This window comes from Marinobacterium marinum (assembly GCF_013868415.1).
GTDB lineage: Bacteria > Pseudomonadota > Gammaproteobacteria > Pseudomonadales > Balneatricaceae > Marinobacterium > Marinobacterium marinum.
The window spans coordinates 51,023-66,310 of sequence record NZ_JACEMT010000040.1 but is presented as its reverse complement, the minus strand read 5'-3'; the positions used below and the strand labels follow the sequence as shown (position 1 = coordinate 66,310).

General features: G+C 58.0%; 12 protein-coding genes. 6 read left to right on the top strand and 6 right to left on the bottom strand.

What is annotated here, in order from left to right:
- Nucleotides 1-84: 84 nt before the first annotated feature.
- Nucleotides 85-1,035 carry an IS110 family RNA-guided transposase gene (locus H1S06_RS05165; protein ID WP_181737915.1) on the top strand — a complete coding sequence of 317 codons (951 nt, stop codon included), beginning with the start codon at nt 85-87 and terminating at the stop codon, nt 1,033-1,035.
- A gap of 21 nt (nt 1,036-1,056) precedes the next feature.
- Here the strand turns inward: H1S06_RS05165 and H1S06_RS05160 are convergent, their stop codons facing one another.
- Together H1S06_RS05160 and H1S06_RS05155 are read right to left on the bottom strand one after the other, a co-directional pair.
- Nucleotides 1,057-1,662, bottom strand: a complete 606-nt coding sequence (locus tag H1S06_RS05160) for a hypothetical protein (protein WP_181737913.1) — start codon at nt 1,660-1,662, stop codon at nt 1,057-1,059.
- A 285-nt stretch (nt 1,663-1,947) separates the two neighbouring features.
- On the bottom strand, nt 1,948-2,691 hold the full coding sequence (locus tag H1S06_RS05155) for a spermidine synthase (protein ID WP_181737911.1): 744 nt from the start codon (nt 2,689-2,691) through the stop codon (nt 1,948-1,950).
- Nucleotides 2,692-2,835: 144 nt separating this feature from the next.
- Between H1S06_RS05155 and H1S06_RS05150 the strand changes: the two genes are divergently transcribed.
- Genes H1S06_RS05150 through H1S06_RS05135 form a run of 4 tightly spaced genes read left to right on the top strand, consistent with a single transcriptional unit; the run spans nt 2,836 to nt 8,206 of the window.
- Nucleotides 2,836-3,216, top strand: a complete 381-nt coding sequence (locus H1S06_RS05150; protein WP_181737909.1) for a response regulator transcription factor — start codon at nt 2,836-2,838, stop codon at nt 3,214-3,216.
- A 4-nt stretch (nt 3,217-3,220) separates the two neighbouring features.
- Nucleotides 3,221-5,260, top strand: coding sequence for a 3'-5' exonuclease (locus H1S06_RS05145; protein WP_181737907.1), 2,040 nt, complete (start codon nt 3,221-3,223; stop codon nt 5,258-5,260).
- A complete protein-coding gene (locus H1S06_RS05140; RefSeq protein WP_255482909.1) occupies nt 5,257-5,454 on the top strand; it encodes a hypothetical protein in 198 nt (65 codons plus the stop codon). The genes H1S06_RS05145 and H1S06_RS05140 overlap by 4 nt, the downstream gene beginning before the upstream one ends.
- Nucleotides 5,444-8,206, top strand: a complete 2,763-nt coding sequence (locus tag H1S06_RS05135) for a histidine kinase dimerization/phospho-acceptor domain-containing protein (RefSeq protein WP_181737904.1) — start codon at nt 5,444-5,446, stop codon at nt 8,204-8,206. Before H1S06_RS05140 ends, H1S06_RS05135 begins: the two co-directional genes overlap by 11 nt.
- Here H1S06_RS05135 and H1S06_RS05130 read toward each other — a convergent pair.
- From H1S06_RS05130 to H1S06_RS05120, 3 genes are all read right to left on the bottom strand, one after another.
- Nucleotides 8,191-8,403 (bottom strand): (2Fe-2S)-binding protein, encoded by a 213-nt coding sequence (locus H1S06_RS05130; RefSeq protein WP_181737902.1) that lies wholly within the window; start codon nt 8,401-8,403, stop codon nt 8,191-8,193. The genes H1S06_RS05135 and H1S06_RS05130 overlap by 16 nt on opposite strands.
- Before the next feature lie 99 nt (nt 8,404-8,502).
- Nucleotides 8,503-9,603 carry a DUF294 nucleotidyltransferase-like domain-containing protein gene (locus H1S06_RS05125; RefSeq protein ID WP_181737900.1) on the bottom strand — a complete coding sequence of 367 codons (1,101 nt, stop codon included), beginning with the start codon at nt 9,601-9,603 and terminating at the stop codon, nt 8,503-8,505.
- 96 nt (nt 9,604-9,699) lie between these two features.
- Nucleotides 9,700-12,771, bottom strand: a complete 3,072-nt coding sequence (locus H1S06_RS05120; protein WP_181737898.1) for an AAA family ATPase — start codon at nt 12,769-12,771, stop codon at nt 9,700-9,702.
- A gap of 70 nt (nt 12,772-12,841) precedes the next feature.
- On the opposite strand from H1S06_RS05120, the gene H1S06_RS05115 reads away from it, so the two are divergent.
- A complete protein-coding gene (locus tag H1S06_RS05115; protein WP_181737896.1) occupies nt 12,842-13,786 on the top strand; it encodes a DMT family transporter in 945 nt (314 codons plus the stop codon).
- 2 nt (nt 13,787-13,788) lie between these two features.
- On the opposite strand, the gene H1S06_RS05110 is transcribed toward H1S06_RS05115, so the two are convergent.
- Complete coding sequence (locus H1S06_RS05110) at nt 13,789-15,096, bottom strand: exonuclease SbcCD subunit D C-terminal domain-containing protein (RefSeq protein WP_220183769.1); 1,308 nt, start codon at nt 15,094-15,096, stop codon at nt 13,789-13,791.
- Nucleotides 15,097-15,288: the final 192 nt, after the last annotated feature.

Sequence of the window (15,288 nt, the reverse complement as noted above, 5' to 3'; positions counted from 1 at the left end):
TAGCGCTGCATGACTCTTTAGCGATAACTCGAACAGTCATCGGGGCCCCGAGCCCGCATAGCAAGGCAGAGTCAGCTTATTACCATGAACACAGAAAGCCAAATCAGCATCAACGTCGGCGTAGACGTCGGCAAATCCAAACTCGATATCGTCCTGCATCCGCTGGACCTCCATTTCCAAATTTCGAACGACGAAGACAGCATCCTCAAGGTCGTTCATGTGCTGAAAAAGCGCAACATCGAACGCATCGTGGTCGAAGCCACAGGGCGCTATGAACACGCCTTCGTGTTTGCCTGCGATCAGGCCAACCTGCCCATTGTCGTCGTTAATCCCATCAGTGTCAGACGCTATGCCCAGGCCATCGGAGTACTGGCCAAAACGGACAAGATTGACGCCCGCGTGATTGCCCAATTCGCGGCCACTATACAGCCCGATATCAAGCCAATCCCTGACAAACAGTCTCGTCTTATCAAGGACTTACTGATTCGCCGTAGCCAGCTGCTTGAGATGCAGACGATGGAGAAAAACCGTCTCCAGATCTTGCCCAAAGCTCTGCATCGCTCTATCAAAACAGTGCTACGCTCGCTGGAAGCTCAGATAAAGACTATCACCAAACAGATCGATGAAGCGGTCATGCAGGTCAAGCACTGGCGTGTCAAAACCGAGATCCTGACCAGTGTGCCCGGTGTCGGAAAAGTCCTCGCCTATACCTTGCTCAGTGAGTTGCCTGAACTCGGCAAACTCAACCGCAAGGAAATCGCTGCACTCGTCGGTGTCGCGCCCATGAACCGCGAAAGTGGCTCCTGGAATGGCAAGCGACGCATCCGCGGAGGCCGTCACCGTATCCGCACGGTCATGTTCATGGCGATGCTGTCATCGATCCAATGTAACCCTGTATTCAAACGCTTCTACGAGCATCTGAAAGCCCAGGGCAAACTGCCCAAAGTGGCCATCATTGCCTGCATGCGCAAGCTGATCGTGGTGCTCAACACCATGCTCAAGAACGAGACACGATGGGGCGAAAATATTGCTTAAATATTTAACTAGACACCACAGTCACTTGTTAGGGTTCTCGTTATTCGATTTTTGGGTTAATTGTTCAACTTTTTGATTGATAAACAGATATAAGTTGGTAGAAAACATTCCGACCAATACAGCAACTAACGCCATAGTATAGAAATTACTTGGGCTACTCACTATGCCCTCTGGTGGAATACCTTGTTTCTCCAAATGTGGAGCTACAATGGCTAATAAAACCCCGCTTTTAATACCAATCCATGAAAACGTAGCCATCAAACCTGAGGATAAAATTAAGGAAGATTGGTTAACAACATTTAAACCAGCTATAAGGACTCTTGAGACAGCGCCTAGCATACCGAGTAAAAATGGAATCGTTAGCAGAACCAGAGCATTAAACGCTTGATTGATTAATATCAAAGTCTCCTTATCAATCTGATACAAATCTGGATTCTTAATGGATGCCATGAGAAATATCATAAAGACGAAAAAAACCAGTGTACCTAAGTACATTAATTTCATTTTTTCCGACATCGGGCGCCTAATATGATGTTCAGTGTTTCTTTCTTCAGATTGGGCAACATTAGCTTGTTTACCTACAGGTAAATCAGAAACTTTTTCACTCTTTAAATTATCGGCACCCATGATTTCCTCCATTGCCTGATTGAACCCTAACAGTCTGTTTATGAGGTCTTCGACCTCATAATAATTATTAGCGGGTATACCTTTTAATTCCCGCTCAACATGAGTAACCCTTTGAAATTAAAAGAACCATACCCAAGTCACACAGACAAAAAGGTACTTTTTTCAGCATCATGTCACCCAAAGGGTATATCTGTACTGTAGCTGACTGACATCACTTTCAGGTTACAGCTTGCCCAGTATTCAGTTCATGGGCAAGCGTACCTTCGTCCAACGACGGCTCTTGCATCAGGGGTAGCTTCGCAGTCGTTTCAAGTGGGAAGAAAGCGAAAAGCCCAGCTGCTGGCTCAGTTGGCGTGCACGCTTGTCCAGCTGGCTTTGGCTCATGTCGTGGTCGTCTTCGGCAGCAAAGACGACCCAGTTGCCGCTTTGCGTATGACAGCCATACAGCGTGCTGAACTGCTGCAGCAGTAATTCCAGTGTTTGCGGCCCCTGGTGTTCTCGCCACAGGTTCATCACCAGCCAGCCACCCGGCTTCAAGCGCTCGGCACACAGCTCGAGGTACTCTTCTCCCAGTTGCTGTTCGCTCAGTCCTTCAGCGCCATAAATATCACTGAAAACAATATCGGCTTTACGCGTTTCAATATGACGCAAAAAGTTGAGGGCATCCGTGGTATGCACCTGGATACGCTTGCCACGGGGCAGCTGAAAGAAACGCTGGGCAACCTCGACGACTTCCGGGCGCAATTCCGCAATCTGTTGCTTCAATCCGGGAAAGCGGCCATGCAAACACGTATTCAGCGCACCGGCCCCCAAGCCCAGGCTGATGACCTGTCGCGGCTCAACAAATAGCAAAGCCAGCAGCATCACACGTACGTATTCATGCTCGGGGATCAAGGGTTCATGCTTAAGGCAGCAGCTTTGTTCGTCCTGATCGCCGAAGGCCAGATAGCGTTTGTCGCCGTCATCGAGCACCCTCACGCTACCGAACTGATCATGGCCACGATAGATCTCTTTACCCGGCAACGACATGACTTCCCCCTCTGCTGACGCAAAAACGCCACATTATGCCTTCACCTACCACCAAAGTCCTGTGGTCAGGTCTGCCGTTTCCCTTTCGTCTGGGGCACACTAGACTCAAACAATAAGATATCTGGACGGAACCCGGAGATACCTATGCCCCACGTACTGGTAGTGGATGACGAACCCAACATTCTGCTGTCGCTGGAATTTCTGATGCAGCAGGCGGGGTTCAACGTGACAACGGCGGCGGATGCAGAACAGGCGCTGGTACAGATAGATGAGCACTGCCCCGACCTGTTGCTGCTGGATATCAGCCTGCCGGGCATGAGCGGCTTCGATCTGCTGGAACGCCTGCGGAGTACCGAGTCGACACGTCAGCTGCCGGTCATGATGTTGACCGCTCACGGGCGCGAGGTCGAGAAGGAAAAGGGACTGGCACTGGGTGCCAACGACTATGTCACCAAGCCCTTTTCCACCCGTGAGCTGGTCACCCGCGTGCAGGCGCTCCTGGCGAATCAGCAACAGGGAGGTTAACGCCATGCCCTCTCGTCAGAATCTGCTGGGGCTATGGCTGCTTTTGACCGGTCTCAGCCTGATGTTCGGTCTGGTCATGCTGCTCTGGCTTGAAAGCCAGTGGCAGCCAAGCGCTGATATCCGCCCTCTGCTCTGGGTACTGGGTCTGGCTCCTGCGCTGTTGTGTGCAAGCGTCGGCTGGATGCTGGAACGACGCCTGTTCCGGCCTCTTCGGCAATTTCAGGTGTTGCTGGCACGCCTGGTGGCCAGCCCAGATGCACAGGGTGACTACCCCCTTGATGGCTGGCTTCATGCCCTGCAGCCGGATCTCGACCATATCCGTGATGGCTGGCGCCAGGACCGCATGCAGATTTCCGCCGCGCAGGCGCAAGGTGCCCGCAAGGCTGACCGCATCCGGCAAGAGCTGGAAGCCTTGCTGCAGGTCTTGGATGTCCCCCTGCTGATTTGTGACCGACACCAGCGCATTCTGCTGTTTAATCCGGCAGCCGCTAACATGTTCAGGGAACAACCGGCATTGGGACTGGGCCGCCCGCTGTCTCAACTTCTGCCTCATCCCGGCTTGCTTGATGCTTTTCAGCACCTGTCCGCTAACGGTGCGCCACAGCAGCTGCTGCTGCCGGGCAAACAACACTGGCTCAGGTGCCAGCTGCGCCACTTGGGCGCAGCGCATGGCGGGGTGCTGGTGACCTTGCAAGACACGACGGCCGCACTTGAACACGACCAGCGCTGGCGCCGTACCCTGGCACAACTGCTGCCTCGACTGAGGGGGCACTGCGGCAGCCTGAACAGTGCCACCGAAGCACTGCTTCAGGTCACCGACAACCCCGACCTTAAGCAGCGGCTGGAACACGCTGTCGAGCAGGAGAGCCAGGCACTGGCTGTAGAAGTGGAGCAGCTGACGCGGTTGGTCGAAGCGCACCAGCTCAGTCAGTCCCTGCTGGAAGAAACCTGGTCCAACGACCTGTGCAGTGCACTTAAGGCCCAGCTGAACCTGCAACATATTCGCCTGACACCGGTCGGCATTCCCGTATGGATGCGGGTAGACGGCCCGGCCTTGCTGGCTCTGCTGCAGCTCTTGATTCAGCGCCTGAACGAGTTGCAACCGGTCTCCGAAATCGAGCTGGAAGTCCTGTTGGGCAATCGCCGTGTTTACCTCGACCTCGGCTGGAGCGGAGATCCGGTAAGCGAGCAGCAACTGCAGCAGTGGCGTGCCTTGCCGCTGTTTGACGAACCCCTCTCCCCCCGCATTGAGGATGTGCTGGAGCAGCATGGCGCTGACCTGTGGTCATTGCCGCCGTCGGCGTCTGGCCAGCCTGCTCGCCTGCGCCTGCCGCTGCCGGCTTCACAGCGGGGAGTTCAGCCGCTGCCAAGGCTTGAGCCGCGCCCCGAATTTCATGATTTCAGTATCGCCGATCTGCCGGCTCCCAGCCGCAATCTGGCCAATGTGCCGCTGCAACAGCTGGAAATGGTGGTTTTCGACACGGAAACCACCGGTCTTGACCTGCGCCGTGGTGATCGCATTATCAGCCTCGCCGCCTGCCGCATCATGAATGACCGCCTGCTGGCGGATGATACCTTCGATCAACGCGTCAATCCGCAGCGTCCCATCCCGTCCGACAGTACGGCAATCCACGGATTAACCGATGCCGACGTGGCTCAGTCTCCGCCCATTGAAGTGGTCTTGCCACGTTTCCGCCAGTATGTGGGCAATGGCATTTTGGTCGCGCACAATGCCGCCTTTGACCGCTTGGCCCTGCAGCTTGCGGAAACCGGTGAGCAGAGCCAGTTCACCATGCCCGTACTGGACACCCTGCTGCTGTCACGGGCTCTGGACCCGGAGCTGGAAGGCCATGGACTGGATGCGCTGGCCGAGCGCTTCGAACTCAGGTTCCCGCCCGGCACGCGCCATACGGCACTGGGCGATGCCCGCGTCACCGCCGAACTGCTGCTGGTTCTGCTGCCCCGGCTGGCCAATCGAGGGGTACGCACCCTGCAGGATGCTCTGGCGCTGCAAGCCCAGATTGAAAAGAGAACGCCACAATGATGAAGCAGGCGCTGAGCGGACGGCTGATCGCACTGACAGTGCTGGCACTGGTGCTGTTTTCGCCCCCTTTGCTGTTGTTGTTTGACCGCCCTGCCGCCTGGAATTTTTCTACCCTGCCGGTCGTCATCTACCTTGTCTGGGCCGCTCTGATCATGCTGGCGGCTCTGATTCTGGAGCGTTCCGATGCTGACTAACCTGGTGGTTCTGGTCGTCGCGTTCAGCTATCTGGCCCTGTTGTTTATTATTGCTGCCTGGGGCGATCGCCGTGCCGAACAGGGGCGTTCGGTGGTCAACTCGCCTACCATTTACGCACTGTCAATCGCCGTATATTGCACGGCCTGGACCTTTTACGGCAGCGTGGGCCGAGCGGCCACCACGGGCCTCAGTTTTCTGTTGATCTATTTGGGCCCCACTCTGGCCATGCTGTGCGGCTGGCTGGTCCTGCGCAAAATGATTCGTATCGCCCAGTCACAGCGCATTACATCCATTGCCGACTTTATCAGTGCCCGCTATGGCAAGAGTGGCGGTCTGGGCATGCTGGTCGCGCTGATCGCCGTCGTTGCGATCATGCCCTATATCGCCCTGCAGCTGAAAGCCATTACCGTCAGCTACGGCATCCTGACGGAATACCCCAACCAGCGTCCTCCCGCGCTTTCATTAAGTGCATTCTGGGACGACAAGGCCTTTTGGGTGGCACTGGTACTGGCGGTATTCATCATTCTGTTCGGTACCCGCCATCTGGACGCCAGTGAGCGGCATGAAGGCATGGTCACGGCCATCGCGTTCGAATCGCTGGTAAAGCTGTGTGCGTTTATTGCCGTCGGCATTTTTGCCTGCTTTATCCTGTACCCCGGTCCCGGTGCGCTGCTGGAGCGAGCCGGCAGCATCCTGCCGGACGCGGGCCTGCACTTTGGCCTGGACCAGATCCCCGGCGGCCCTCTGGGCTGGTTTGGAACGCTGATTCTGGCCACACTGGCATTTATCACCCTGCCGCGACAGTTCCAGGTACTGGTGGTGGAAAATGTTAACGAACACCACCTGCGCCGCGCCTGCTGGCTGTTCCCGCTTTACCTGCTGCTGATCAATCTGTTCGTGATTCCCATCGCGCTGGCCGGACTGGCCGGCAGCGGAACCGGCGAACCCGATAACTTCGTGCTGACCCTGCCGCTGTCAGCCGGACTGCAATGGCTGCCGCTGCTGGTTTTCATTGGCGGCCTGTCGGCGGCCACCAGCATGATGATTGTCGAAACCATCGCCCTCTCCACCATGGTCAGCAACCAGTTGGTCATGCCCTTGCTGTTGCGCTGGCGTCGATTACACCTGGACCGTTCCCGAGACCTGTCCGGCTGGCTGCTGGGCATTCGGCGCATTGCCATCATTCTGATTCTGATTTTGGGGTATCTTTATCATGCTCTGATCGGTGAGGCCTACAGCCTGGTCACCATCGGTCTGGTCTCCTTTGCGGCGGCGGCACAGTTTGCACCCTCACTGCTGCTGGGGCTTTACTGGCGTGGCGCCAGTCGCAACGGCGCGGCAGCCGGTTTATTGGCCGGCATCCTGGTCTGGGCCTGGACATTGCTGATTCCGGGGTTTGCGCTATCCGGCTGGATGAGTACCGACTTTATCGAGCATGGCCCCTTTGGCTGGTCCCTGCTGCGCCCCTATGCTCTTTTTGGACTGGAAAACTGGGATATCTATACCCACTCGCTGTTCTGGAGCATGCTGGCCAACATCAGCCTGCTGGTGGGCGTGTCCCTTTTCAGTCGTCAGAGCCATTTGGAGCAGACCCAGGCGGCCCTGTTCACTAATGCCCTGCGCCCGGAAGCCGAACAGGCCGCCATCTGGCAGGGCCAGGCCAACCGCTATGAGCTCTTCGGCCTGTTGAGTCGTTACCTGGGCCGCAGTGCAACCCTGCGCCTGTTCGACGGCCAAACACCGGCACTCGATGACGACAGCCCGGCCCCTCCGGCATTGATCGCCAAGGCGCAACAGGAATTGACCGGTGCGCTGGGCAGTGCCACGGCGCGCATCCTGATCAACTCGGTGGTCCGTGGCGAGGCACTGGATCTGGCATCCATCCTGAGCATTCTCGATACCACCTCACAGACACTGGAATACAACCGTCGTCTGGAGCAAAAATCGGCCGAACTGGAACGTATCGGGCACGAATTACGCAGTGCCAACGAGCGCCTGCTGGAGCTGGACCGCTTGAAGGACGAGTTTGTCGCCATGGTCAGTCACGAGTTGCGCACCCCCTTAACCTCCATTCGAGCCTTCGCCGAGATCCTGAGCGATGCCGATGAGATGCCCGCCGATCAACAGCAGCATTTCCTCCAGATTATCGTACGCGAAAGCGAACGCCTGTCCCGTTTGATCGAGGAAATCCTGGATCTGGCACGGCTGGAGTCCGGACGCATGACGCTGCACCCGCAGCCCTGTGACCTGACCGAGCTGTGCCGACAGGCCGTCGACGGCGTCACCCAACTGTTTCAGCAACGTGCCATCACCTTCACCCTGCAGTTGCCCGATACCCCTTGCCCCCTGATGGCCGACCCGGACCGGCTGCTTCAGGTGCTGATTAATCTGCTCGATAATGCCAGCAAGTTTGCCAATGCCGATCAGCCCGAAGTACTGCTGTCACTGCAGCCCGGCAAGCGGCGTTTTCGCGTCAACGTGGAGGACAACGGCCCCGGCATTCTGGCGCAGGAACGTGAAAAGGTATTTGAGAAGTTCCATCAAACCGAACAGCAGGCTGACTCGGGCAGTCACAACCGACCACGCGGCACAGGCCTCGGATTACCGATCAGCCGAGGAATTATCAATCACTTGGGAGGACGGCTCTGGGTCGATGAGCCACAACATTTGGCAGGGGCCTGCCTGGCGCTGGAGTTACCCGTGGCACGGGACGAACAGCAGGACAAGGCGGTTGATCAGCTCAGTTCGTAGGCCAGATTGACCAGCCCGGCCAGCGGCCCCTGGTGGTCGTTCAGCTCACGCACGATTCGGCGGGCTTCACAGGCGCATTTGCCACACTGAGTGCCCAACTCCGTTTCCTTGCGAATATCCGCAAGCGACGTGGCACCTTCATCAACCAGACGCCTGATTTCACGATCACTGACACGCTTGCAGATGCAGACTATCATCGCGGCCCATCACCCTGAATATGAGAATAAATATCAATCAAAAACAATATAAATGAAATGAATTCTCATTACAAGCCGCATCTACATCCGTGTTCCCGCCTATTTCAAGTGCCTGACATGACGCTGAAACGCGCGTACCTGCTGCAGGTCCCATTGCAACAACCGCAATTCGGCATCACATAGCGTTCTCAAATCCAGCCAGTTATCAGGCACACGTCCGGCTCCCTGTTCAACCAACTGAGCCTGCAGCAAGAGTGCCATCAGGTGCTCGAAGGCACATGTCAGTCGCCAGGCCATATCATGGCTGATCACACCCCGCTGCCGCAGTTCGTCAAGACGCGCCCGCGACGCCACCTGGACCCCGCTTTTTTTCAGCGTCAGCAGACGCAGCGCAGCCGTCAGCGGCAGCAACCCCTGACGCTTGATATTGATGGCATCCGGGTGAGGGGCCTCCCGTCCATCGCCCTGCAGGCGATCAAAGCGATCCAGCGCGACCGGCGCTTCATCGAACAGTTCGCCCATTTCATGCAGGAAAAGACCTGCGTCGGGGAGTTGAGCCACGATTGCGGCGCGCAATTGCTCGGCCAGCCGCACATCACCATAAACAGGCGCAAAATCAAACAGGATATTGCAGATCTGCACCCATTTGACTCGGCGCTTGCCCATCCACAGCCGCATTTGCTCACGCCATTCGCTGATCGGTTTCCGCCAAAGCGGTCGCGAGGCCATCACGTCCCCCCGACAAAACGGAATACCGGCATCATCCAACTGCGCCGTAAAGCGCTCGGCCAGAGTCAGAAACCAGCTGTCAATCTCGGTATGACGCTCAGGCAGGTAATCATCCAGAATCAGGGCGTTGTCCTGATCCGGATGCAGCAGACTTTCATGTCGTCCCCCCGACCCCATAACCAGCACACAAAACCCGACCGGGGGCTCGCCCCACCCCTGCTCGCGCATGCCGGTCAGCGCCGTATCAATAGCTCGGCGATAGATCTGATCGTTGTGATCACTGATCAGTTCACATACCTGCCAGGCCGGCAACTGCAACTGCAACAGTTGCCGTGCAAGCTCCGGCTGACGGGCCCTCAACGCTGGCAGCGGCTGATCGGCAGGCCCCAATGCCTGCTCCAGCGGCTGTAATACCCTGCCGACATCGGCGCCCTCTGCTGCAAAAAGTTCACGCCAAACCGTTCGCATCATCCCTCTCCCTGTCGAGTACACCTCTCAGCATAGAGAAGCCCGCCGACAAGTCCACTCCACCAAAGGCTCAAGCTTTCGGGATGCGAGCAGCGCCCATCACGCGGTGGTTACGGCCAGGCATCCGGGGCCCGTGATTCGGCTGCGGCCACCACTGACCGGCTGCACCTCGATACGGGTACCGATGCGGTCCTTCAACGCCTGCACGTGCGAAATCACGCCGATCAATTTGCCCTCCTGCTGCAGCCCGGACAAGGTGTCCAACGCTGTTTCCAGCGCTTCTTCGTCCAAGGTGCCAAAGCCTTCATCCAGGAACAGGGAGTCCACCCGCACATTGCGGCTGGACATACCCGACAACCCCAGCGCCAGCGCCAGACTGATCAGAAAGCTTTCCCCGCCTGACAGGTTTTTGGTGGAACGGGTTTCCCCTGCTTGGTAATTGTCGATGACGTTCAGCTCCAACGGCTGCTCCACATCTCGGGCCAACAGGTAGCGGTCGGACATTTTCTGCAGCTGCCGGTTAGCCTGCCCCACCATCAGTTCGAACGTCAGCCCCTGGGCAAAATTACGAAACTTTTTGCCATCCGCCGATCCGATCAGCTCATGCAACTGCCCCCAGCGGCTCCATTCACGCTGCTGAGCGTCGATCGCCCGTTGCTGCTGCCCAAACTGTTCTTTTTTCGTACGGTTGTCATTCAACGCCCGCTGCAGACTGCCACGTTGCTCCAGCAGCTGCTCATGCCGACTCCTGAGATGCAGTAACACCGCATGCAGTTGCTCTGCGTTTGCTTCACTCAACGCCTGTTGCCGCAGAGCCGTCAGCGCCTGCTCACACCGTTCTCGCAGAACCTTCAACTCGGCTGCTCTGGCGTGCAGGGCATCGGCTTTCTGCTTCAGCTGCCGCACTACCTCCTGAGGCAGTAATGCGGCTTGCAACTCGGCTTCATCCGCAAAGCGGCTCTGGGCCAACGCCTGCTGAAAGGCATTTTGCATCTGCTCGGTTTCAGCCTGTAAGCGCTCGATAGTCTCACCGCTGTCATTGATCTTCTGTTGGCGGGACGTCAGCTCATGCTCACTTGTACGCGCCTCAGTCTGTGCCTGCTCCAGTGCCTTGCGCGCATGCTCGACAGCGTTTTTCAGACGCTCCTCCCAGGCCTTGGTATCCGGTTCAGGCGACAACTGCATGCGCTGCTGCTGTAGCCCCGCCAGCTCGGCCTCACTGGCATCGACCGCCGCACGCTGCTGCTGACGCTGGTGCTCCAACTGTTGCTGTTTCTGTTCGGATTCCAGCAGGTCAATTTGATCCAGCCGCTGTTTCAGTTGCTTCCACTGCTCCCCGGTTTCTCGGTAAGCCTGCTCCAGTGCCTCCGCGTCTGGGCACTGGAGCCAGCCCAACAGCTCCAGACACTGGCTAATCGGGCCCTGCAAAGCCTCCAACTTGTTCTGGAGGACCCGCTCATGCTGCTGCTGACTGCGTACTTGTGTGGTCAATTCCGCCAGCCGAATATCCAACTGCCGCCCGCTGGCCAGCAGCTCATGCAACTGCTGCTCAACCCGCTGCAAGCGTGCTCGTTCCTCGCTGAGTTCAGGGGGATGCTCGCTACGCCAGGGGTGTTGCTCGGAGCCGCACAACGGGCAAGGCTTGCCGGGCTCCAGTTCATGGCGCTGCTGCTCCAGATCAGCAATGCGCTCTGCCAGCCGCTGCAGTGTCTGCAGGTCTTTTTGCTCACGCTGCAGCGCTTCAATCTGCTTACCCGATTGCTCGGCCTGATCCTGCAGCGGACCCTGTTGTCGCTCCAGCTCGGCCCGCGCTTCGGTCAGCGCTCGGTGCTCCAGTCGCAGCTCATTCGACTGGCGGACCAGCCCGCGCAGCTCGCCCAAACACTCCCCTCTTTGGCGCACCTGCTCTTGCTGCTGCTTCAGCTCGGCCCGGTTGCCCTCGCTCAACGCTTCACTCAGTGCCAGCTCCGTTGTCCGCATCGCAGCCTGCAATACGGCAGGGTCCGGCGCCGGGCCCTGCCGTAATTCGGCTGGCAGGCTGGCCTTGAGTCGCTGCAGTTCACCGTGTTTAAGGCTGATGCCATAGTCCTGCTCACGCAGCTGCCCGAGCAAGGGTTGCTGGTGCTCATATTCGGTAATGGCCTGCAGCTGATGCTGCTGCGCCTGACTCAGCTGCAGGCTGGTCTGACGATGTGCCTGCTTCAGTTGTGGCAACTCGCTCTGCAGGCGCGCCACGTCAGATTTGGCGACCTCCAGATCACGTCTGCGCTGGCATAGCGGCGCATATTCCGGGCGCAAGGCTTCCGCTTTCTGTGCCTGTTCCAGCGCCTGCTGCCGGGGGGCAAAAGCCTGCTGTTCACCTTCCAGTTGCTGCTGATCCTGCTGCAACCGCTTCAACTGTTCACTTTCCTTGTCCAGTTGCTGACGCCAGTGGAGCAGTCCCTGCTGATACTCGACCTGCCGCTGCTGCTGCTGCACCTGCTCGTCAACGCTGGCCAACTCGCGGCTCAACGTGGCTTCTTCCTCTTCATCAAGCAACTGCAGTCCGGACTGGGCCGCTTTCAGGTGCTCCAGCTTCTGCTTTTCCTCGCCACGGCGCTGATGCACGGCAATGGAGATATCCGAGTAGATGGATGTGCCGGTAATCTGCTCCAGAAGCGGTGCCCGCTCATCCGGGTCCGCCTGAAGGAAAGCGGCAAAACCACCCTGGGCCAGCAGCATGGAACGGGTAAAACGATCAAAGTCCATGCCGGTCAACCGTTCGATGGTGTCGGCCACATCCTTGAGCCGGGTGCCCAGCACCTTGCCGTTGCTCGCATCCGATATTTCATGTTTGGGAGGCTGCAGTGCCCCATCGGCTTTTTTACGGCTGCGATGCTGACTCCAGTGACTGCACCAGCGCCCCTGTGCGGTTTCGAAGATCACCTCGGCAAAACATTCGCCCGTCTGACGCGACATGACCTCATTCAGGCTGGCATTGACCCGATTTTGCCTGGGCGTACGGCCATACAACGCCAGACAAATGGCATCCAGCAGGGTCGACTTACCGGCCCCGGTCGGGCCGGTAATGGCAAAAATACCGTCGGCGGCATAGGCCGGATCGGTCAGGTCGATGTGCCATTCTCCGGCCAGAGAATTCAGGTTCTTGAAGCGGATCTGGAGTATACGCATGAGGGCCCGTTTGATTGCAGTCGGTTGGTGTTACTATATTCGGTTTTCTGATCGTTATCCGCGAGGAAGTATGCTGCAACGGCTGCGTCAACACACCCACGCTTTGTCGCCCACTGAAAAAAGCATGGGCATCATTACCCTGGCCATGTTACTGATTCCGGGCATGGATGCCATCGCCAAACTGTTGGCGCCGGCGCTGTCACCGGCACAAATAGGCTGCTTGCGCTTTGCCATGCAGACTCTGCTGCTGGCAGGGTTCATGATGCGCGACAGCACCGGGCTGGCCATCCGCCCGGTGCTGGGGCAGCTCATGCTGTCGGGCCTCTGGATCGCTGCGGCGGTTACCTTTCTGTTCTGGGGCCTGACTTACTTGCCGCTGGCCAACAACATCGCCATTTTCTTCGTCGAGCCATTGATACTGTTGCTGATGTCAGCCTGGTTTCTGGGAGAACGGGTGGGTCGCCATCAATATGGCGCAGTGTTTGTCGGCCTGCTGGGAGCTTTGATCGTCATTCGCCCCAACTGGGAAGCCTATGGCTGGGTTACCGTACTGCCGCTGCTGGCCGCAACCTTCTATGCCGCCCACATGGCCACATTGCGACATTTATCCGGCAAGATCACCGGGCTGGCATCACAGTTCTGGAGCGGTGTGTTTGCCTGCCTGTTGCTGGCTTTGGCCATGCTGTTCGGCGACCCGCTCGGCATTGCTCAGCTTGAATGGCGTCCCAACATCATCGCTCAATGGCCCCTGTTGTTACTGATGGGTGTCCTGTCGGCCCTGGCGTTCGGGCTGATCAATGCGGCTTTCAAGCGGGCACCGGCCAGTCTGCTGGCACCTTTTCAATATCTGGAGATCATCAGTGCGACCGCCCTGGGCTATATCCTGTTTGGCGACTACCCCGACGCACTCACCTGGCTGGGTACTGCCATCATTCTGGGGTCCGGGCTGTACCTGTTCCAGCGTGAACGCCGCAGCCGCCAGAGACTGATCAAGGCCGGTATCGAGCTGCCCTGAGGCTATTCGGCACGGTGGTCCTGCTCGTCCATCTGCTGCAACAGGCGACTGAACAGCTGTTTCAGTTCAGCCTGTTGCTCATCCGGGACCTGGTGCGCCACCAGTGCCCGTTCAAATACCTCGTGAGGCTGCAGATCGTCCAGTGTCTCGGTTGCATCTGCACGCGACAGGGCGCGTTCAACCACTCGATTATTGCGCACCCGCAGCAAGGTCAACCGGGTTTCTTCAACTTGCTGCTCCAGCCACTGGCGCAAATCAGCCGCGATCTGCTCTCCCTCGTAGATTATTTCCAGCCAGATGGGCTCGTCTTCCGCCACCAGACGCTCCAGCTCGGCCATCAAGTCGGCCTGCCCTCCCTTGAGACGCTCCAGCCGCTGAAAACAGGGAACCGGCAACAACTGCACATCCGCGTCTCGTCCCTGAAACTCGATTAAGCACACGCTCTTTTGCTGCCTGGCTTCCCCAAACCCCATGGGTAACGGCGAACCGCTGTATCGGATATGTTCCCGCCCCGCTACGGTCTGAGGGACATGCAGGTGTCCCAGCGCTACATAGTCCAGCGATTCTGGAAAGGCATCCGCCCCCACCATGGCCAGAGAACCGACGTACAGGTCGCGCACACCGTCACCATCCTGGGTTTTGCCTCCAGCAGCAAACAGGTGCCCCATCCCGACCAGGGGCAGATCCCGACCTGCCCGCATGCGCTCGGCCGCCCGACAGACTTCGGCGTAGTGCTCACGGATACCGGCTACACGCTTACGGTCCTTGTCCTCCAGGCTTTCACCCGCCTCGACCTGCCGGATATCCCGGTCACGCAGATAGGGCACCGCGCAGACAATCGCTTCCGGTTGCCCGGCAGCGTCCTGCAACACAACCACTTCATCGGTCGGGTCTGCACAGGCAGATCCCACGACATGCACATCCAGTGCTTTCAGCAGCTGAGCCGGCGCATTCAGGAAGCTGGGCGAGTCGTGATTGCCACCGATAATGACCACATGCCGACAAGGAGACTGCGCAACACCATTGAGGAAACGGTAATACAACCCCTGTGCCCGGTTACTCGGGGTGGTGGTATCAAACAGATCACCGGCGATCAGCAGCACATCGATTCGCTGCTCGTGAATCTGCGCCAGCATCCAGTCAAGGAAAGCTTCAAACTCGTCATAACGGCGCTGCCCATACAACAGACGTCCCAGGTGCCAGTCCGAGCTGTGCAGTACCCGCAAACGCCCTCGGCCGCGCGCTTTATCCGGCTCGGCAGCCTCATCCGGGCACGGCGAGGAATCAAACAGAGATGGCTGGTCAGGCATGGTGACTCTTCCTGGTGGATAGCTGTATTCAGGGCGTCGCAGCCCCTCTCGGGCGTCACGCACTATAGAGTGCCGTGTCGATGTTCTCAACCACTCCGGGGACTCGCACCGCATTGTAACCTGCTGGTCACAAACTGGACGCGCCGTTTTTAATTGCGTATGGTCTTGGCCTCCCCCACCTGCCATGTCAGG

Excerpts from the sequence above, each read along its gene's own strand:
- H1S06_RS05130 (WP_181737902.1), bottom strand. The coding sequence starts at position 8,403 with ATGATAGTCTGCATCTGCAAGCGTGTCAGTGATCGTGAAATCAGGCGT.
- H1S06_RS05125 (WP_181737900.1), bottom strand. The coding sequence starts at position 9,603 with ATGATGCGAACGGTTTGGCGTGAACTTTTTGCAGCAGAGGGCGCCGAT.
- H1S06_RS05140 (WP_255482909.1), top strand. The coding sequence starts at position 5,257 with ATGATGAAGCAGGCGCTGAGCGGACGGCTGATCGCACTGACAGTGCTG.
- H1S06_RS05135 (WP_181737904.1), top strand. The coding sequence starts at position 5,444 with ATGCTGACTAACCTGGTGGTTCTGGTCGTCGCGTTCAGCTATCTGGCC.
- H1S06_RS05155 (WP_181737911.1), bottom strand. The coding sequence starts at position 2,691 with ATGTCGTTGCCGGGTAAAGAGATCTATCGTGGCCATGATCAGTTCGGT.
- H1S06_RS05165 (WP_181737915.1), top strand. The coding sequence starts at position 85 with ATGAACACAGAAAGCCAAATCAGCATCAACGTCGGCGTAGACGTCGGC.
- H1S06_RS05120 (WP_181737898.1), bottom strand. The coding sequence starts at position 12,771 with ATGCGTATACTCCAGATCCGCTTCAAGAACCTGAATTCTCTGGCCGGA.
- H1S06_RS05110 (WP_220183769.1), bottom strand. The coding sequence starts at position 15,096 with ATGCCTGACCAGCCATCTCTGTTTGATTCCTCGCCGTGCCCGGATGAG.
- H1S06_RS05145 (WP_181737907.1), top strand. The coding sequence starts at position 3,221 with ATGCCCTCTCGTCAGAATCTGCTGGGGCTATGGCTGCTTTTGACCGGT.
- H1S06_RS05115 (WP_181737896.1), top strand. The coding sequence starts at position 12,842 with ATGCTGCAACGGCTGCGTCAACACACCCACGCTTTGTCGCCCACTGAA.
- H1S06_RS05160 (WP_181737913.1), bottom strand. The coding sequence starts at position 1,662 with ATGGGTGCCGATAATTTAAAGAGTGAAAAAGTTTCTGATTTACCTGTA.
- H1S06_RS05150 (WP_181737909.1), top strand. The coding sequence starts at position 2,836 with ATGCCCCACGTACTGGTAGTGGATGACGAACCCAACATTCTGCTGTCG.